General features: G+C 45.4%; 15 protein-coding genes. 9 read left to right on the plus strand and 6 right to left on the minus strand.

The genetic code is table 11. From position 1 onward, the window contains the following. Positions 1 to 1,109: 1,109 nt before the first annotated feature. From F0251_RS20620 to hemC, 4 genes are read right to left on the minus strand one after another with little or no spacing between them, the layout of a single operon-like run. Complete coding sequence (locus tag F0251_RS20620) at positions 1,110 to 2,291, minus strand: heme biosynthesis protein HemY (RefSeq protein ID WP_105057919.1); 1,182 nt, start codon at positions 2,289 to 2,291, stop codon at positions 1,110 to 1,112. Next, positions 2,291 to 3,508, minus strand: a complete 1,218-nt coding sequence (locus tag F0251_RS20625; protein WP_105057918.1) for a uroporphyrinogen-III C-methyltransferase — start codon at positions 3,506 to 3,508, stop codon at positions 2,291 to 2,293. The genes F0251_RS20620 and F0251_RS20625 overlap by 1 nt, the downstream gene beginning before the upstream one ends. Before the next feature lie 19 nt (positions 3,509 to 3,527). Further along, entirely contained in the window at positions 3,528 to 4,256 is a 729-nt protein-coding gene (locus F0251_RS20630; RefSeq protein ID WP_061034257.1) for a uroporphyrinogen-III synthase, read from the minus strand. Between the two features lie 2 nt (positions 4,257 to 4,258). Next, on the minus strand, positions 4,259 to 5,197 hold the full coding sequence (gene hemC / locus F0251_RS20635; protein ID WP_171731712.1) for a hydroxymethylbilane synthase: 939 nt from the start codon (positions 5,195 to 5,197) through the stop codon (positions 4,259 to 4,261). 344 nt (positions 5,198 to 5,541) lie between these two features. Here hemC and F0251_RS20640 point away from each other — a divergent pair, with 344 nt between their 5' ends. Next, positions 5,542 to 8,070 carry a class I adenylate cyclase gene (locus tag F0251_RS20640; RefSeq protein ID WP_061034256.1) on the plus strand — a complete coding sequence of 843 codons (2,529 nt, stop codon included), beginning with the start codon at positions 5,542 to 5,544 and terminating at the stop codon, positions 8,068 to 8,070. Positions 8,071 to 8,140: 70 nt separating this feature from the next. Here F0251_RS20640 and cyaY read toward each other — a convergent pair whose 3' ends face one another. Then, positions 8,141 to 8,455: an iron donor protein CyaY gene (gene cyaY / locus F0251_RS20645; RefSeq protein WP_008221918.1), complete on the minus strand. Its 315-nt coding sequence runs from the start codon at positions 8,453 to 8,455 to the stop codon at positions 8,141 to 8,143. Between cyaY and F0251_RS20650 the strand changes: the two genes are divergently transcribed. The 8 genes from F0251_RS20650 (at position 8,435) to F0251_RS20685 (ending at position 18,503) form a co-directional block, all read left to right on the plus strand. After that, a complete protein-coding gene (locus tag F0251_RS20650; RefSeq protein ID WP_017061011.1) occupies positions 8,435 to 8,647 on the plus strand; it encodes a lipoprotein in 213 nt (70 codons plus the stop codon). The two genes, cyaY and F0251_RS20650, sit on opposite strands and share 21 nt — an antisense overlap. A 41-nt stretch (positions 8,648 to 8,688) precedes the next feature. Next, entirely contained in the window at positions 8,689 to 9,942 is a 1,254-nt protein-coding gene (gene lysA / locus F0251_RS20655; protein ID WP_061034255.1) for a diaminopimelate decarboxylase, read from the plus strand. An 11-nt stretch (positions 9,943 to 9,953) separates the two neighbouring features. After that, positions 9,954 to 10,784, plus strand: coding sequence for a diaminopimelate epimerase (dapF, locus tag F0251_RS20660; RefSeq protein WP_008221911.1), 831 nt, complete (start codon positions 9,954 to 9,956; stop codon positions 10,782 to 10,784). Between the two features lie 45 nt (positions 10,785 to 10,829). Next, a complete protein-coding gene (locus F0251_RS20665) occupies positions 10,830 to 11,528 on the plus strand; it encodes a DUF484 family protein (RefSeq protein WP_116869913.1) in 699 nt (232 codons plus the stop codon). After that, entirely contained in the window at positions 11,497 to 12,429 is a 933-nt protein-coding gene (gene xerC / locus F0251_RS20670; protein WP_061034253.1) for a tyrosine recombinase XerC, read from the plus strand. The genes F0251_RS20665 and xerC overlap by 32 nt, the downstream gene beginning before the upstream one ends. A 15-nt stretch (positions 12,430 to 12,444) precedes the next feature. Beyond that, positions 12,445 to 13,161 carry a 5-amino-6-(5-phospho-D-ribitylamino)uracil phosphatase YigB gene (gene yigB / locus F0251_RS20675; RefSeq protein WP_171731713.1) on the plus strand — a complete coding sequence of 239 codons (717 nt, stop codon included), beginning with the start codon at positions 12,445 to 12,447 and terminating at the stop codon, positions 13,159 to 13,161. A gap of 169 nt (positions 13,162 to 13,330) precedes the next feature. Further along, positions 13,331 to 15,829, plus strand: coding sequence for an EAL domain-containing protein (locus F0251_RS20680; protein ID WP_061034251.1), 2,499 nt, complete (start codon positions 13,331 to 13,333; stop codon positions 15,827 to 15,829). 193 nt (positions 15,830 to 16,022) lie between these two features. Continuing rightward, on the plus strand, positions 16,023 to 18,503 hold the full coding sequence (locus F0251_RS20685) for an EAL domain-containing protein (RefSeq protein ID WP_171731714.1): 2,481 nt from the start codon (positions 16,023 to 16,025) through the stop codon (positions 18,501 to 18,503). Between the two features lie 127 nt (positions 18,504 to 18,630). Here the strand turns inward: F0251_RS20685 and F0251_RS20690 are convergent, their stop codons facing one another. Next, positions 18,631 to 19,227, minus strand: coding sequence for a tRNA-uridine aminocarboxypropyltransferase (locus F0251_RS20690; protein WP_171731715.1), 597 nt, complete (start codon positions 19,225 to 19,227; stop codon positions 18,631 to 18,633).

Consider the following 19,227-nt stretch of genomic DNA (forward strand, 5'->3'; position numbering starts at 1 on the left):
GAATACCGGCCTGTCACGCCGGGGGTCGCGGGTTCGAGTCCCGTCCACTCCGCCACTTATTAGAGAAGCCCTGCTAGAAATAGCAGGGCTTTTTTACATCTATCGAAAATGTATATTCAGTAATCAATTTGCAAATAGATAGAATGACAACTCAACTACATCAAACCTTTTAGAAAGCCTAGTCTTACGACTAGGCTTTCGTCGTTTCTGGGGTTTGATAATTTGGTCTTCTACCAATGAGTCCGGTTTGTGTACGAGTCCGATGGAATACCAGCTCAGCAATTCCACCACTATGCTAAGCCCAAGTATAACTGCTTGGGCTTTATTGTATTTGAGTCACTGTGGTCACTCTTCAGTCGATAGAGTAAGCAAAAGATTTGTCCACAACCCAGAACCCTCCCCACACTCCATAACTTATCTGAAGGTCTAGTCTTACGAGTAGAGTCGCGTGCTTTGTGGGTTTCGACAATTTGCTCTTTGACTAACGCTCTCCTCTCTCTTACAAGGTAGTCATTACGATTTTTATTAAGAAGCTTCGCTAGAAATAGCGGGCTTTCTTCTATCTGAAACATAGTGTCACGTGCAGCGGTCGAAACCTTCCCGAAAAGGTTATGTCCGTTCCCCTAATTATTACGCTACTGATCACGAGGTCTTAGACTCTCATCGCTCTGGCAATGTCTTATAAGGTTACTTATTTTCAATTACTTCTTCAGTCTAGCGTGATATGAAAGTCCTAACCTCAACAGTGACTTTACCTTGGTAGTTTCTGGTAACAAACAGGTTCAGAGGTTGGACGCTACATGATCTCCCCTACAATGGAAGATGTGACTGGTAGTCTATCGTGGATATTTCATTCCTCTAATCGTGTCTAAAGGGGGTGTTTCTTATTTTGATGCTCTTATTAGAATTGGCATTAATGCTTCGCTAAGCGTTAGTGAGGGGCTGCATTTTAGTGCTATTTCTTAACCCTCTTTGATTTTGGTTATGTGATTGGTCTAGATGACTTTGCTCTGTGGTGGGATACTGTGGAGGTAGGGCTTGTTGAGAGGTAATTTATAGATACAAAAAAGCCGATGCTGGGCATCGGCTTCTTATTTATACAGCGAGATTTAAGCTGGTTGAACTAGAGCGAGTGCCTTACGAGATACCTCGTGGGCTGCTTTGGTTAAGTTCTGCTTCTCTAGTGCATCAGATAGATATCCGTAATCTGAAACATTAGAGCGAAGTGCTAGTGCTTTTTCGAAATGGCTTTGCGCTTCTGCCCATTTTTGTTCTCTTAGATAGAACTGAGCTAATGCACTGTGTGCTTCTGCGTTATTGTTATCTTTGTTGATAGCGCGCTCTAGCATAACAACCACTGGATGGTGATCAGCAAGATTCAGCTCTGGAAGTAGCATGTAGAGCTCGTTCGAACCTGTTTTAGCAATGTTCTCTTTGATAACTGTGAAAGCTTCTGCATCGGCTTTACGTGCGATCAGTTGTTTTACGAAACAAGAGACAAGGTGTGAGCTTTGCTTTTGTTTTCTTGAAAGCTTGTTCCAGTGACTGATTAAGCCTTCGCTGCCTTGTTGTTGTGCCACATCGTGAAGCAAACCACATTGTGCTTTCTGCTCTAGTTCACGCTGCTCATCTGCTGTTAGGAGCTTGTTCTTAGCGAGCTTAGGCGTTAGTTCCAGCAATGGTTGCCATAACTTAAGCTGCATGTAGGTCGCTTTTAGTAAGCCCAGGACTGCAGTGTTGTTCGGGTGTGAACCTTTAAGATTTGAAAGCGTATCGAAAGCGGCTTCGTAGTTTGATTCGCTGATCTGTTGTTTGGCTTTAGTTAGCTCAACGGCCAATAGAGAATCGTCTTGTTGGCTAGCCAGTTCGATGTATTTATCGCGTTCAGCGGTATTGCCCTGCTCATGCGCTGCTTGAGAGGCCACTAGGTAACAAAGCAGAGGCATGTCGTGGTGATTTGCCCAACGTGTCACTTTCTTCTCAGCACCTTTCCAGTCACCTTCAAGAAGCTTGATTATGCCTTCATTGGTATAACGGCGAGAGCGCTTAAGTTTACGAACACTGAACCAGTTCCAAGTTGTTGAGCTAGCGTAAATAAGCTTCTTAAATAGGTACTCTAAGCCAAACAGTGCAGCCAAAAGGACAATCACAAAGATAGCCATTGTTGTCACACTCATCTCAATCGTCTTGTTGGCAATTGAGATCAGCACATAACCTTGTTGACCTGAAAACTGAGTGCCGACAAACAGACCTGCACCGAGTACAAGGAAAAGAAAAATCAAACGAATCATTATTTCTCCTCCGAGGTCATTACCGTCACCTCACGGCGTAGACGTTCACGAATCACATCAGATAACTGATTCTGAGACTCAAGCTTCACAGGGTATTTAACAGTGATGTTCTGTTCGCTTAATTGCTTGATTGCCTTCTCGAATTCGATGACTGAGTTGTTATCTTGGTTTAGGTACGACTTAGACCACTCGTTAGCTGTCTTTAGAGCTGCGCTATAAACTTCACCTTGCTCTTTGTAGACTGCACGAATTGCAGTTTCCAGTTTACCCTTGATGTTTTCACGCAGGTAGAAGTGCTGTTCTGGTGATAGTAGAGGGATAACCTCGCCATCTCGACTACGGAAAGTGATAAAGTTTTCTGAGAAGTCTTTCATCGACGTCATCAGGTTGCTTTGCCAGTCATTAATGTCTTGAGATACGGCTTTTTTCTCGACGATTTCAGCCTCAGGAAGAATCGCATTCGCTAGAGGTAGCTTATCGACTTGTTGCTGAAGGCTTGTGATACGTAGCACCAAACCATCGCGGTCGATCAGAGGAATAGTACGAAGCTTAGTGATGTCGTTAGTCATAGACTGGCGCAGAGATACTAGGCTTGGATCGTTGAGTGCGGCGATACGCTGATCGGCACTTTCCATAAGTTTGGTTGCGCTAACAGCATCATGCTCAAGGAATAGTTTGCGGCCAGCAAGTTTTACTAGGTAATCGGCTTCAGCAAGCAGCCAGTCATTCGGACGACGACCTTTGACATCAGCTACCGCTAGTTGCAGGCTTTGAATGCTCTTTTGTTGTTGAGATTGTACAACCTGAGTTTTCTCTACCGCATGTGATGCTTCTTGGATGGTCTCTTGTTTGATGGCTTGCAGGTCTTTATTTACAGCAGATTGGGTATTTTGTAGCTGGGCTTGAAGTGCTGCGATTTGATCTGAATATTCAGCACTCTTTTGCTGCATTTGGAAGGCAATACCACCGCTGAAGATAATAGAAATTGCGATAGCGATAGCGCCGAATTTCACACCGCGCTTGCCTTGCTTTTCTGCTTTCTCAATTTGTTCTTTGTGGTCGGCTTGAGTCTGCTCAGTGTGAGTCGTATTCGGTGCTGGGGCCTCAAGCTTTGACTCAGCTTCTTTTGATTCAGCGCTTTCGTCTTTGGTCGCTACTGGCTGAGTATCTTGGTTCTGTTCAGGTTCAATATGCTCATTATTTTTTTTGCTTGTCATGCTTATTTCCTGTTTCTAGCTAGGGCTGGAGAGCAGCCAGTAATATTTGGTTCGCAGCACTTTGAGTATTCGTAACGTTAGAGAAGCCGAGCTGTTGTGCTCGTTGTGCTATGCGCTTGCTTGGAACAAACAAATGTCTCGTTGAAAGCCAAGCAGAATACTCACCAGGGGTAATGGAGCACAGATACTCCAGTTGTTCCTGACTTGTGACGACTACTTTGGACGTTTTTTTGTTTATCCATGTTTGATAGGTATTGTGATCGTTTATTGGAATATATTCTCTACGGTAGGTCTCACAATAAGAGACTTGTGCACCTAGGTTGAGCAAAGAATCTCGAATGAGCTCTCGCCCACCATTCCCACGTAGTATCAAAATGGATTTGTTATTTACGTCTCTCAGTTCAGCAAGTTTAAGAAGATGTTCACTATCACTAACTTGAGGATAGTTTACTTTTTGTTTACAGACTTTGCTTAAAACGTGCGCAGTTTTTTGACCAACGCCAAGATAAAGCGGCGAAGTAGGCCAAACGGACGAAGTTTTAGAAAGGATATTTTGAGCCGCGGTCACGGCATGATGGCTGACAGCGATGATGATATCGCTGTTGTTGAGCCGGACGCTTAAGTTGGCTGTGTCTGGATTATCAATGATACGAATAAGCGGATGATGGATCGCTTGAACCCCTTCATCCGCTAGTTGTTGGCAAAGCGATTGTCCCTCTACACCGGGACGAGTTACCAACACAGTCATGATTATTCTTGGTCTGCGTATAGCTTGGTTAAGATTTCTCTCGCACCGTCATCCAGCAGTTGATTAGCCAGAGTAACGCCAAGTGCTTCAGCATCTTTACGAGGGCCGGAGATCTCACCGCGAACCATCTTAGAACCATCAGGTTCACCTACAAGTGCACGTAGCCAGATGTTGTCGCCATCTAATAGTGAGTAGCTACCGATAGGCACCTGGCAACCACCCTCCAGAGTCAGGTTCATTGCACGTTCGCAAAGTACGCGGTCTGCTGTGTCTTGGTGGTTCAGTGGCTCAAGAAGTTTAATCAGACGCTCATCATCAAGACGACACTCGATACCTACAGCGCCTTGGCCTACTGCTGGTAGAGATTGCTCTGGTTCGATAAAGCTACGGATACGCTCTTCTAGTTCCAGACGCTTAAGGCCTGCTGCTGCCAGAACGATAGCATCGTATTGGCCGTCATCGAGTTTACCCAGACGAGTGCCAACATTGCCGCGCAGCTCTTTGATGACCAAATCAGGGCGGTATTCTAGAAGCTGACACTGACGACGCAGGCTACATGTTCCTACGACAGCACCCTGTGGTAGTTCATCAATGTTGTTGTATGTGTTTGATACGAATGCGTCACGAGGATCTTCACGTTCACAAATCGTCACTAGACCTAGGCCTTCAGGAAAGTCGACAGGTACATCTTTCATTGAGTGAACTGCAAGGTCAGCACGACCTTCTAGCATTGCCACTTCAAGTTCTTTTACGAACAGACCTTTACCACCCACTTTGGCAAGCGGAGTGTCTAGGATGATGTCACCTTTGGTCACCATAGTTACCAACTCAACCTCTAAACCAGGGTGAGCAGCTTGAAGAGCATCCCTTACAAAGTATGCCTGCCAAAGGGCAAGAGGGCTTTTTCTGGTTGCGATACGGATTGGTGCTGAATTTGTCATGGTGTTTCCGATATAGGTTCTGTAATAGCCTAATCCTACCATTGTGAGGCGAAAATTCTTACTGTTTGATCATTCCATGCTTTGATAGCTGAGAGATTTTCATAAGTTCACCAAAATAGTGTGATTGGTATCTCATTTGAAACATGGGCTATTATTAGAAATAGTCAATAAAGAGGACACTACGGCGCCGTGAGTTTAACTTTTTGTCATTAAGGAATTGGCCGGTCTGGCGGCTTCCTTTGCTTTACCATTAGGGGTAAAAGTGTTAAATTGATCACGTTTTGTTGCTGCTTTCGTTCAGTAACTAAACAGAAGTGCATTTAATCTCAAACCAAGGACTTACCTTGCAGGCTTACACTCAAACATTGATTCAACGATTAGACAATCTAAATCAACAGCGCATTGATCGTGCGTTGGCGTTGATGAATGTGCAAGGTCAACGAGTTTTCAATCTTATTCCCGCATTGCTTCACTTCAATCATCCAATGATGCCTGGTTATTATGATCAACAAGTTCCTTTTGGAATTCGTAGCTTCACGCTTAATGAATTCCAAAAGCAATTTGTCTCTGATACTGAACTTACTTTAGGTGGCAAGCTAACCGAGTCTGCGGAGCCCGCAATTCTTGGCCTTTACACCATGGGTAGTACCTCTTCTATTGGTCAAAGCACGTCAAGCGACCTCGATATCTGGGTGTGTGTATCTCCGGATATGGACGGCCCAGCTCGCGATAGCCTTACCAATAAATGTCTGTTGATTACCGACTGGGCTGAAACCTTAGGCGTTGAAGCTAACTTCTTCTTAATGGATGAAGAGCGTTTCCGTTCGAACCATTCAGAAGAGATGACCGGTGATAACTGTGGTTCTTCACAGCACTTATTACTGCTTGATGAGTTCTATCGCTCAGCGGTTCGCTTGGCTGGTCAACGTTTGTTGTGGCAAATCATTCCGCCAGAAATGGAAGAGTGCTATGACGAATATGTTCAAGGCTTGTGCCAGGATGGCTATCTTGATTGTTCGCAGTGGATTGATTTCGGTAAGCTGAATCGCATTCCTGCAGAAGAGTACTTTGGTTCTAACTTGTGGCAGCTCTATAAGAGTATCGACTCACCGTATAAATCGGTGTTAAAGGCGATCTTGCTAGAAGCCTATTCATGGGAATACCCAAACACCCAACTCTTGAGTATCGATACCAAGCGTCGCTTTTTTGCGGATGAACCGGATCTGTATGGCATGGATAGCTACTATCTGATGCTAGAAAAGGTAACTCGCTACCTAGAGCGTATTAACGACCACACTCGTTTGGATTTGGTGAGACGCTGTTTCTACCTTAAGACCCACGAGAAGTTGTCGCGTGAAGCAGGTATCGGTTCTGTAGCATGGCGCCGTGAAGCCCTAACCGAGATGACTAAGTCTTGGAATTGGGGACAGGAAACCATTGCTGAGCTCGATAACCGACGTAACTGGAAGGTTGAGCAGGTGAAAGTGGTGCACCACGCACTGCTTGATGCCTTGATGTTGAGCTATCGTAACCTGATTCAATTTGCACGTCGTAACGACATCACATCGGCAATCAGCCCACAAGATATCAGTATCTTGGCACGTAAGCTTTATGCTGCGTTTGAGGTGTTACCGGGCAAAGTGACGCTACTGAATCCGCAAATCTCTCCGGATCTGCATGAACCTGACTTGAGCTTTATAGAGGTTCGCCAAGGGCAATCGAATAAAGCGGGTTGGTACTTGTACAAACAGCCGCTTATTGCGCACCGCATTCTTGGTCAGCCTTCGCTCGAGCACCATGAGTACTTGAGTAAGCTAGTTGCATGGTCATTCTTTAATGGTTTGATTACGGAATCGACACGTTTGCATTCTGTGGTTCGTGACGCCCATATTGATATCGATAAGTTCTATCAAATGGTGAGCGACCTACGTAATACCTTCTCTTTACGTAAACGCCGTCCGAGTATGCAAGCACTGGCGAGTCCGTGTGAGATCAGCCAGCTGGCGATGTTCATCAACTTTGAAAACGATCCGACTTCTGAATTAAGCGGTCGTGCCTTGAAGGTCGATTTGAAGAATGCCGATATCTTCAGCTTTGGTGAAGAAGGTAAGAGCTTAGTCGGCAGTGTCGATTTGGTTTATCGTAACTCTTGGCATGAAGTACGTACGCTGCATTTCCAAGGTGATACGGCAATGCTGGATGCCCTTAAGACGGTACTTGGTAAAATGCACCAAGATGCGTTGCCGCCAGAGTCGGTTGATGTGTTTTGTTACAGCAAAAACCTGCGTGGTGTGATGCGTAATATGGTGTATCAACTGCTTGCTGAGTGTATCGATTTACGATTAAAACCGATTGAACCAGAGAAACGCCGTCGTTTTAAGGCTATTCGTTTAGCCAACAAGATGTTTGGCCTGTTCTTCGAACGCCGTGGTGTGTCGGTACAGATGTTGGAAAACTCGGTTGATTTCTACCGTAGTATCTCAACCAATAAGTTGAAGGGTTCACCTTTGCTGATGCTCGATAAAGAGCAAGAGTATCAACTGCCAGAAGTGGTGGATGGTTTTGCGAGTGAGGGCTTAATTCAGTTCTTCTTTGAAGATACCGATAAAGGTTTCAATATTTATGTATTGGACGAGTCGAATCAGGTTGAGGTGTATCACCAGTACAGCGGTGAAAAAGATGAGATGATCGCGAGCGTAAACTCTTTCTACACGTCGGTAAAAGATGAGTCGAAGATGTCGTCAAAGTTGATTAACTTTAACTTACCTCAGTACTACCAAATCGTTCATCCAGAAGAGGGCAACTCTTATGTTGTGCCTTACCGTAATGATGCCACTTTAGCTTCTCGGAGCTCAAAGATAGTTAACATCTAGTTGATTTAGACAGATAGATAGTAAAAAGGAGTGATTGAATCACTCCTTTTTTTGTTTTGCTTATCAGTGGTTAGACCCAGTCGATATCTTCACCTGCGTGCTTCACGCATTCTTCTTTAACCATCTCAAACAGCTCCATGCCCGTCTTTGAACATGTCCACTTGTCGTCAACTAGCTTGAAGTGAAAGCCACCAGATTTAGACGCTAACCAGATTTCTTTCATTGGTTCTTGGCGGTTAATGATGATTTGGCTGCGGTTCTCAAACTCCAGCGTCATCACGTTGCCCGTCACTTCGTAATCAATATCTGCCTCTGATTCATCGATAGCTTCTTCGATGTTTTGCATCTGTATATCGACTAGCTGATGAAATTCAGTCTCGTTCATCCTTTCTATCCTATTGCTTTTCCTGAGTGTGGTGCGATTATAGGGGGCATTGAGTTAATAATCACGATATGCAAAATGAAAAAATTAATTACTGCTCTATTTATGATGTCCGTTATTGGACTTTCTGGTTGTGGTCAAACGGGTCCTTTGTACGATCCTGATGAAGTTCAGCAGACTGAACAATCACAATAAGTGAAACACGCAGAAATCGTTATTTATAAGGGATAAGAACTTTGGATTACTTCAACTATCAGGAAGATGGCCAGCTTTGGGCTGAGGACGTCGCACTTTCACAACTAGCAGAGCAATATGGTACACCGCTGTATGTATATTCTCGTGCTACATTAGAACGCCACTGGAATGCGTTTGATTCATCGGTTGGTGAGCATCCACACTTGGTATGCTATGCCGTTAAGGCGAACTCGAACCTTGGCGTATTGAATACCCTAGCTCGATTAGGTTCTGGCTTTGATATCGTTTCTGGCGGTGAGCTAGAGCGTGTTGTGGCTGCAGGTGGCGATCCGGCGAAAGTTGTGTTCTCTGGTGTCGGCAAAACAGCCGCTGAAATGAAACGTGCGCTTGAGTTAAACATTAAGTGTTTCAACGTAGAGTCTGAGCCAGAGCTAGAGAGACTGAATAAAGTCGCTGGTGAGCTTGGTGTTAAGGCGCCGATTTCACTGCGTATCAACCCAGACGTTGATGCAAACACTCACCCTTATATCTCGACAGGTCTGCGTGATAACAAATTTGGTATTGCCTTCGACCGTGCGCCTGCCGTTTACGCTTTTGCACAAACACTTGAGAACTTGTCTATCCATGGTATTGATTGCCACATCGGTTCTCAATTAACTGACATCGAGCCTTTCATTGATGCGACTGATCGTTTGCTTGCTCTGATCGACCAACTACGTGCTGATGGTATTAACATTAAGCACCTTGATGTTGGTGGTGGTTTGGGTGTGGTATATCGTGATGAATTACCACCACAACCGTCAGATTACGCAAAAGCACTATTGGCGCGTCTAGACAATCATTCTGACCTAGAGCTGATTTTCGAGCCTGGAAGAGCGATTGCTGCTAACGCTGGTGTACTATTAACGAAAGTTGAGTTCCTCAAGCCAACTGAACACAAGAACTTTGCCATTATCGATGCAGCAATGAACGATTTGATGCGTCCAGCGCTTTACCAAGCTTGGCAAGACATCGTTCCTGTAAGCCCGCGTCAGGGTGAAGCTGTGACTTATGATTTGGTTGGTCCTATCTGTGAGACAGGTGACTTCCTAGGTAAAGATCGTGAGCTAGTGCTTGAAGAGGGCGATTTACTTGCTGTTCGCTCAGCTGGTGCTTATGGTTTTGTCATGTCTTCAAACTACAACACTCGTTCGCGTGCGGCTGAAGTGATGGTTGATGGCAACAAAACTCATTTGGTTCGTCAGCGTGAAGAGCTTACGAGCTTGTGGGAACTTGAAAACATTCTTCCGGAGTAATTTAAAGCGTTATGCACTTCCACTTTTCTAAAATGCATGGTTTGGGCAATGATTTCATGGTCGTGGACTGCATTACTCAAAATATTTTCTTTTCTCCAGATTTGATCCGTCGTTTGGCGGATCGTCACACTGGTGTGGGCTTTGACCAGCTACTTGTGGTTGAGGCTCCCTATGATCCAGAAACTGATTTCCATTACCGCATATTTAATGCAGATGGCAGTGAAGTGGAGCAGTGTGGTAATGGTGCTCGTTGTTTTGCACGCTTTGTTCGTATGAAAGGCTTAACGAATAAGTACAGCATCAACGTCAGCACCAAGAAAGGTAAAATGGTTCTCAAGATTGAAGAGAATGACCTGATCACCGTGAACATGGGCATTCCTGAGTTCGAACCAAGCAAGATCCCATTTAAAGCGAAGCAACCTGAAAAGACCTACATCCTAAGAACCGATGCACATACTTTATTCTGTGGCGCGGTCAGCATGGGCAACCCGCATGTGGTCACTGTCGTTGATGATGTCGATACGGCCGATGTGGATACCTTGGGTCCACTGCTTGAATCACATGAGCGTTTCCCTGAGCGTGTCAATGCTGGTTTTATGCAGGTGGTTAACCGTGAAGAAGTTCGTCTACGTGTTTACGAACGTGGAGCGGGCGAAACTCAGGCTTGTGGTAGCGGTGCGTGTGGTGCTGTTGCAGTGGGTATCACTCAAGGCTTACTGGCTGAAAATGTGAAAGTTCGTCTACCGGGCGGTGACTTACACATTAGTTGGCAAGGCCCGGGTAAACCTCTGTATATGACAGGCCCTGCTACGCATGTGTTTGATGGTCAGCTTTCTTGCTGATTTCGACATATAACAGATAGATACATAAAAAATAAAGGATAGGTTTTGTCTAACGTTGAAGCCGACGCTCTCACCGCAGAAGTGGTCGCGGAATATTTACGTGATACCCCAGATTTTTTCCAAGACCGAAAAGATTTGGTGGATCGCCTTGCTATTAATAACGTTGAGCAGGGTGCCGTTTCTCTGGTGGAGATTCAGCTTAAACGTCAACGCCAGAGAATCGAAGAGCTAGAAGAAGAGATCACTGGCTTGATGTCTTTGGCGGCGAGTAACGATAAAACCTTCTATGAGTTTATGGACCTGCAAGCGCAAGTACTGAAATGCAGTGACTTCATGCAGGTGATTAAAGCGGTTGAGCAAAAGGCACTCGACCTAGGGTTGAAGGCTCATTTGCGAATCCTTTCGCAAACGGGTTTTTATCAGCTCAGCGAAGAGGGCTACTCGAAGTTTTCACTCAACCACTTTAATGGCAAAGATGCCTACCTTGGGCGCTTAAGAAAAGCTGACAGACAAGATTTGTTTGGTGATTTCCCGGTTCCAGAGCTAGGCTCTTATGTAGTACTACCGCTCGCTAAGCAGTCTCCATTGGGGTTACTCGCCTTTTCTAGTGAAGATGGCGGGCATTTCCAACCTCATATGGATACGCTCTTTTTACGCCACTTAGCACTTGTTGTGTCTCATCTGGCGGACACCTTACCTTGGCAGATAAATAATGAGCCTAGAGCCCAAAACACCTCTTCCTAATAGCCTTCAAAAGCCTCTTTCTCGCTTCTATGAATATCTCAGAAGCGAGAAGGGACTCAGCCTACACACCCAGCGAAACTACAAACAACAACTTGAAACCATGGCTGAACACTTAGTCACTCTGGGGCTAAAGGATTGGCGCCAAGTCGATGCGGCTTGGGTAAGACAACTTGCCAGTAAAGGCATGCGTGATGGAATGAAGGCAAGCAGTATTGCGACTCGCTTATCGTCACTGCGTAGCTTCTTTGATTTTCTTGTCTTACGTGGCGAAATCACTGCAAACCCTGCAAAAGGGGTCTCTGCACCTCGTAAGCAGCGCCCGTTACCAAAAAACCTCGATGTAGATGAAGTCGGTCAGTTGCTTGACGTGAATGAAGACGATCCGCTGTCGATTCGTGATCGAGCGATGATGGAGGTGATGTACGGTGCTGGCTTGCGTCTTGCTGAACTGGTTGGTATTAACCTCAAAGACGTGCTGAGCCGCCAAGGAGAAATCCGAGTCATCGGTAAAGGTGACAAAGAGCGCAAGGCGCCATTTTCGGGCTTAGCCAAAGAGTGGGTCGATAAGTGGCTGCGAGTCCGCGGTGAATTGGCTTCTCCGGGAGAGGACGCGCTGTTTGTTTCCAAGCTGGGAACACGCATCTCACACCGCAGTGTGCAAAAACGTATGGAAGAGTGGGGCAAGAAGCAATCTGTAGCGAGCCATATTAGCCCGCACAAACTGCGTCACTCCTTTGCGACCCACGTACTTGAATCGAGCCAAAATCTACGTGCTGTTCAAGAATTGCTGGGTCATGAAAACATTTCGACTACTCAAGTGTACACTCATTTGGATTTTCAACACTTAGCACAAGCTTATGATCAGGCTCATCCCAGAGCTCGTAAGAAGAACAAAGATTAGATTAAAGGTTTTACTATGCGAATTTATCGAGGGTTACAGCCCATCAAAGCCATGACCTTTGACTTGGATGACACCCTATACGACAACTGGCCTGTGATCATGAAGGTTGAGAAGGAGATGGCGCAGTGGCTTTTTCAAGAGCACCCTGTGTCTACTTCTTTATCTTTGGAAGAGTGGCAAGCTGTAAAACAACAAGTCGCATTGGAAAACCCACAGCTAAAGCACGATGTCACCTTGTGGCGTGAAACCCAGATTAAGACTGGTTTACTGCAGTTGGGTTACTCGCAGCAGCAAGCGGAACAAGCGGCTCATGATGGTATCGAGCACGCGTTGTGGTTGCGTAATCAAGTCGATGTCCCTCAAGAAACACACCGCGTCATGGCGGAACTTACCCAGCGTGTTCCTTTAGTGGCGATAACCAATGGTAATGTCGACCCCTATAAAATTGGCCTTGGGCAATACTTCCAGTTAATCCTCAAAGCTGGCCCTGACGGCAGAGCAAAACCCTACCCAGACATGTTTGATAAAGCGCAGCAATACCTAGGTTTTGATGCGAATAATATTCTTCATGTGGGGGATCACCTGAGAACTGATGTCTACGGAGCGAAGAAAAATGGCTTCCAAGCATGCTGGTTTAATGACACTGGTTCCAATTTATACCTTTCTTCGAAGGCGAGTGTGCTTCCTGATGTTGAAATAGATCAACTCAGTGACCTTATGCGACTAATTTAATTTCTACTGCGAGCTTATTGTGTCGCATTTATGATAGTGAATTGTTACATTAGTCGCCATTAACAGCCTGTTTAGGCTAGGATAATTGGCGATTACTTTTTACGATTCATTTCAGTCATAGCGGTGGTTGCGGGTTCTCTACTCCATTAGAATTTGAACAAGGGTTGGCATGCAAACATATACATTTCTCGCAAATACAGAGGAGCAATTTAGATCCGAATTTGCTCAGCGCGAATGGTGTGACAGCAAACAATACCTAATTCAACTTTTCTCTACTCAATCACCTGATATGGCTCGTCAAATTGCCAGTGTGGCACTGGGGCACCTAAGCCATGCGACACTGATCGGCCAGAGTGCCCGTCATGTTATCTGTGATAACTGTCTTGAGAGCACCTGTACCTTAGTGATTGTTAGTGAGTTCAACGAAACTCGTTTAACCTCAGCGGTGCAGCCTTTTACTGGTAACCCAAACCAAGATAGCCAAGCCCTCGCTTCTCAACTCGATCTCTCGAAAGATACCAAAACCGTCATCAGCCTGTGTGATCAGGTTGAAGGTCGTGACTACCCTATTTACGGCGCCTTTGAAAATCGCTCTTACGCATTGCCTGTGGCTGGTGGATTGTGTCACGAAAATGAGCACGGGCGTTGGGTCATGCATAATGAACAAACTTACCAACACGCGTGTGTAGCGGTCGCTTTGACCAATCCGAGGTTGAAGGTTTGGTCAGACGCGTACTCTGAGTGGAACCCTATTGGGATGAAGCTACGAGTGACTCATGCGGTAGGGAACCGCCTATATGCGCTGAATGATAAGCCAGCGATTGAGGTGTTCAAGCACTACCTGGCTGATGGCAAAGATCTCCCTTTTAGCCAACTAATGAGCTTTCCGCTCTATCGTGAGCTTGGTAGAAAGAAAGGCATTTCTACGCCGTTGCGCATCAATGATGATGGCAGTATCGAATTTGATAGTCCTTGGCAGATAGGTGAAGAAGCTCAGTTTTGTTATAACCACCCGTCACTCACTGCAGAAAAGGTGCGCCATGGTGCAGAGATGCTTGCCATGCATCAACCTGAGTCTGTAATCATCTATAACTGTGTTTCTCGCTTGGAGTTCATCGATAGCAAACTGGAACTGAAGCCGTTTGAAGGGATCGTGAATACGTGTGGTGCTTACTGTATGGGTGAGCTTTATCGTACAGAAGAGCGTCAAGACATTCTTCACCACAGCCTAACTTATATCGCGATGAGAGAGTCTGACGAGATTAATGAGTTTCGTTGTGAAGACTTTAAGTGTGACTCTACGGTTTCACCGCTACTTAACTTGGTACGAAATGCAGTGGCTGATCTTGATAGCATGAACACACAGATGGAGAAGAAACTTCATCAACAGGCACGCCGCTTAACTGAGAGTTATCGTATCGACTCTCGTACTGGGCTGCCTAACCGTATTGTTTTGAAAGAGCGACTCAACACGATTCTTTTTAGTGAGCACTTGCTAACTCTGAAGCTTACTAATTTCCATCAAGTGAATGAGAAGTATGGTTATCAAGTCGGTGACCAGTTGTTGCTTGATCTCTCCAATCACTTTGTTGAACGCTTGCAGCTTCGTGTGGTGAAAGAACCGAACGTGAAGGTTGAGTTGTTCAGTATTGGTGTGGGTGAATGGGCGATCATTTTTAATGCGAGTGTTGACAGTGCGCGCATAAAAGAAGGTTTCGTTGAATTTGCGGATGATATCGAACACATTAACTTTGAGCCGTATGGCTTAACCGACATTGATTATTTGTCGGTGTCTCTGTGTGGTGGTTTTGCCAGTCGTTGTGATTTCTTGACTGACAGCGGTGATGAAATCTTGCTGAAAGCGATTGAAGCTCGACGTTATGGCGTGCGTAACAACACCCATATTACCAACGCTAAAGATATTCAGGTGAGCGAAGAAGATCGTAAAGAGCAGCTCGGTTGGTTGAGCTGCGTAAGCCGAGCGATTTTAGATCAGAACATCATCACTTACTCACAGCCGATTGTGGAGGCGGGGACGCACGAAATGATTGGTCAAGAGTGCTTGGTGAGAATCATGGAGTCTGATGGGACGATTGTGCCACCAGGTAAGTTCTTACCTATGATTGCCGACACCCATCTGTATACACGTCTTAGTCGTCACATGATTAAGAACACCATCGGCTATATGGCAGATAAGCAGAGTCCGTTCTCAATTAACCTTTCTCCGCAAGATCTCCTAAGTGATAAGACACTGGAGGTACTTGAGACTGCGATTAGTGGAATGAACGATCCCACTCGACTTGGGCTCGAGGTGCTCGAATCTGAGCAGATCAAAGATTATGGCCGTATGATTGAGGTGTGTGACCACTTCCGCTCGCTAGGAGCAAGAATCATCGTGGATGATTTTGGCTCTGGTTACTCCAACATTGATGAGATCATCAAGCTGGAACCACAGATTATTAAGCTCGACGGCAGTTTGATTCGTAACATAGACAAAGACCAGAAGCAGAGAAACATTGCTTCTCAGCTGGTGCGATTGTGCCAAGTGTTTAATGCCAAAACGGTCGCTGAGTTTGTTCACAATCAACAGGTTTGTGAGATAGCCGAACAGATGGGTGTCGATTATCTACAAGGTTATTACTTCGGTGAGCCTAAGCGCCTGTTTTAGTTATTAAAGCGAGTAAGCTAGCTATACCAGCTGCTTGCGAAACCGTTAAACCACCATTAGTGACTGTTTTGTGGTGGGGTGAATGATGTCTAACTTAGGTCACATTATTCATAAGATGATCGTAAGTATTCCGTGCATGCCTTATCGATAGAAAGCACAATAACTGATCATTAACACAACGATTAATGTGAATATGCAGTCGACCTCTCTTCTGATACAAGACATAGAACAAACCCATCGTGAATTGGAAAAGCTAGGTTTTCATCGTCATGAACCTCTACTGATTCAGGTGTTTTCGTCTTTCCAGAAAGACGAGGTTTTGGCTGCCTGCCAAGTCATCCAATCAAACTTCCCCAAGGCTAAATTGATAGGTTGCAGTGCCAACCACTACATCCGTCAAGGTGTCATTCTCCACCAAGGTCTTTACCTGATTATCACTCGCTTTGATGCGACTTCGTACTCTTGTGGTGTAGTTCAATACAGTGAACAACCAGTGCTTGATAGCCAAGCTATGTATCAGCAACTGGGTTGTCATCAGAAAACACAGAGTATTATCTGCTTTGCCGATCGCTTGCAGATCAATAATCGAGCTTTATTTGCTGCTTTTGAGCAATCGGGATATTCATTTCCTATCTGCGGTGGTGCCTCAACATCAACAGACAGCGGTCGATGGGTCATGCTGGATGGCGTGTGCTATGAGAGTGCCTACGTGATGGTAGCGCTGCATAGTGATGACCTGGCAATCACTAAAGGTTATTACACTGAGTGGAATCCGATTGGTCGTACTTTCCGAGTGACGGCGGCTCACGATAACTGCTTAGCAGAATTAGACGGCATGCCGATTCGTGAACTCTATAATCGTTACCTGGCCGATGGGCTCGAGGTTCCGTTTGAGCAACTGCATAACTTTCCGATGATGGTTGGTGATCCAAAAGCTCAAAATATTTACATGCCACTCAAGGTTAAGGAAAGTGGTGAGATTGAGTTTAGCGGTTCATTTGAGGTTGGCGATGAGGTTAGGTTTTGTTACGACCATCCATCATTAACCTTGGAGCAAGTTCGTTTAGGTGTGCAGCAGGTCGCTGCTCATCGCCCCGAGCAATTCTTTATTTACAACTGTATCTCACGGCTAGACTTTATTGATGGTAACCAAGAGGTTGAGGTTTTCCAAAAGCTTGCCGACACCTATGGTGTGTACTGTATGGGCGAGTTGTTTCAAGACAATGGGCAACAAAGAATTCTGCACCATAGCTTAACGTATCTTGCGCTTAGGGAGGGTGAGGGTAAGGCTGATCCTCTGTTTGAGAGCCAACCAGCGACCAACATCTCGCCACTGTTTTCTCTGATTCGTAATGCTCTTTTAGATGTCGATGACATGAATAACAGCATGGCGACCAAGATTGAGCAGCAAGCCACGGCATTAACCGCAAGTTATCGAATCGATCGTCGTACAGGTTTGCCCAATCGAAGTGTGCTGCGTGAGAAGTTATCGAAGATGACGATTGATAGCCACTTATTGGCTCTCAAGGTGACGACCTTTGGTCAAATCAATGAGAAGTATGGTTATCGAGTCGGTGACAAACTTCTTCATGACTTGAGTGATTACTTTCAGAAAGCGTTGTGGCAGTTCTTTGATAAAGGGTGTCAGCTTTACAGTATCGGTATTGGCGAATGGGCGGTGGTATTTGATAGCTGGGCGAGCCAAGAACATATCCATCAACGTTTCTCGGAGTTTTCTGACCAAACCGAGCACGTTAACTTTGAACCCTCCGGCTTGCCAGATATTGATTATCTTTCTGTGTCTATCTGTGCGGGCATTGCGAGTCGTCGGGATTTTCCAACCACCTCGATTGATGACTTATTACTGAAGGCAATTGATGCGAGGCGCAGTGCCGTCAGTCAGAACAAACATTTAGTGAGTGCTAAGACGCTTATTCAGCTAGAGAAGCACCGCCAAGAGCAGTTGGGGTGGTTGTCTTGTGTGAGCCGTGCGGTACTCAACCAGAATATCGTGGCCTGTGCACAGCCTATTGTGTCGGCACATGATCATCAGGTCGAAAGCTATGAGTGTTTGGTTCGAATTGAAGAAGAGGGCCAGTTGATTGCGCCAGGGAAATTCTTGCCGATTATCGAGGGGACGCATCTCTATACTCGATTAAGTCGTCAGATGATTACGCGTACCTTTGATTTTATGAGTCAGCGAATCGATTCGTTCTCGATTAACTTGGCACCGCAGGATTTCAATAACGAGAAAACCATTCTTCACCTTGAGCAGGCGATCAAGAAAATCAGTCACCCTCAGCGTATTGGTTTAGAGGTGCTAGAAACCGAACAAATTCAGGACTACGGTCGTTTAATCGAGGTGTGTAACCACTTCCGCGATCTGGGTGTGAATATCATTGTTGATGATTTTGGCTCAGGTTATTCGAACATCGACGAGATACTCAAGCTTGAGCCTCAGGTTATTAAGCTCGATGGCAGCCTGATTCGAAATATCGATCAAGACAAAAAGCAGCGTAAGATAGCTCAGCAGTTGGTTAGCTTATGTCAGATCTTGAATGCGAAGACGGTCGCTGAATTTGTTCATAATGAGCAAATCTGCCGAATTGCAGAAGACATGGGTGTCGACTACCTACAAGGTTATTACTTCGGAGAGCCTAAACGGCTGTTCTGATGACTGGCAAAACGTCTGGTTGTTTCACGTGAAACACTATTCTGTTCAATGAATTAAAGCGAGATGTGAAAAGGGTGAGCTGGTGGCTCACCCTTTTTATTTTAGTACTTAAGCACTTCGTATTAATCTATCTTAGAGCGTGTCCACTTTTGTCCGCTTGGAATACTTTTAGATAGTGCTGATAGTAATCCTCTATCTGGTTTGCCGATTGAGTTTCATCTAAAGCCTTGAGTAGCTCGATGCCAACCTCACAGGTACACAGGTGTCCATTGTCTTGATTGCGGCGCAATGTATATGAAGATTCACTGGTTACATCGAGGTGCACTTGAGGAATCGTCTGTAACCAAGGACTTTTGTTGAGCATCTTTTTCGCTTCTTGCCACGTACCATCCAAGATGATGAATAACGGCGTTCGTTCACTCACTGCATCCGATACCGCTTGCTGGCACTCAATGCTTTCATCACTTGGAAATAACAGCAAAGGCTGATGAGTTTTATCTTCAAGCAAAGCCAGTAGTTCGGCTGGAGGCGTCTTGCGCTGCCAAACAAAAGACTGACACTGCTTGAGTGATTGTTGCAGTAGCTTTCCGGTATTGGTGTCTCGTGTTAGCTCATTCTCGTGAGTGAGTAACACTAACTGGATTTGGCTTTCAGTATTCGGTATTCGATGACAAATACATTGATGAGTGAAACCACACCCAATGCAAGCTTGCTGATCGCTCAT

Source organism: Vibrio sp. 070316B, from assembly GCF_013114115.1.
GTDB lineage: Bacteria > Pseudomonadota > Gammaproteobacteria > Enterobacterales > Vibrionaceae > Vibrio > Vibrio chagasii_B.

Excerpts from the sequence above, each read along its gene's own strand:
- F0251_RS20620 (WP_105057919.1), bottom strand. The coding sequence starts at position 2,291 with ATGATTCGTTTGATTTTTCTTTTCCTTGTACTCGGTGCAGGTCTGTTT.
- F0251_RS20625 (WP_105057918.1), bottom strand. The coding sequence starts at position 3,508 with ATGACAAGCAAAAAAAATAATGAGCATATTGAACCTGAACAGAACCAA.
- F0251_RS20630 (WP_061034257.1), bottom strand. The coding sequence starts at position 4,256 with ATGACTGTGTTGGTAACTCGTCCCGGTGTAGAGGGACAATCGCTTTGC.
- hemC (WP_171731712.1), bottom strand. The coding sequence starts at position 5,197 with ATGACAAATTCAGCACCAATCCGTATCGCAACCAGAAAAAGCCCTCTT.
- F0251_RS20650 (WP_017061011.1), top strand. The coding sequence starts at position 8,435 with ATGAAATTCAGTCTCGTTCATCCTTTCTATCCTATTGCTTTTCCTGAG.
- cyaY (WP_008221918.1), bottom strand. The coding sequence starts at position 8,455 with ATGAACGAGACTGAATTTCATCAGCTAGTCGATATACAGATGCAAAAC.
- dapF (WP_008221911.1), top strand. The coding sequence starts at position 9,954 with ATGCACTTCCACTTTTCTAAAATGCATGGTTTGGGCAATGATTTCATG.
- xerC (WP_061034253.1), top strand. The coding sequence starts at position 11,497 with ATGAGCCTAGAGCCCAAAACACCTCTTCCTAATAGCCTTCAAAAGCCT.
- yigB (WP_171731713.1), top strand. The coding sequence starts at position 12,445 with ATGCGAATTTATCGAGGGTTACAGCCCATCAAAGCCATGACCTTTGAC.
- F0251_RS20680 (WP_061034251.1), top strand. The coding sequence starts at position 13,331 with ATGCAAACATATACATTTCTCGCAAATACAGAGGAGCAATTTAGATCC.
- F0251_RS20685 (WP_171731714.1), top strand. The coding sequence starts at position 16,023 with ATGCAGTCGACCTCTCTTCTGATACAAGACATAGAACAAACCCATCGT.
- F0251_RS20690 (WP_171731715.1), bottom strand. The coding sequence starts at position 19,227 with ATGAGCGATCAGCAAGCTTGCATTGGGTGTGGTTTCACTCATCAATGT.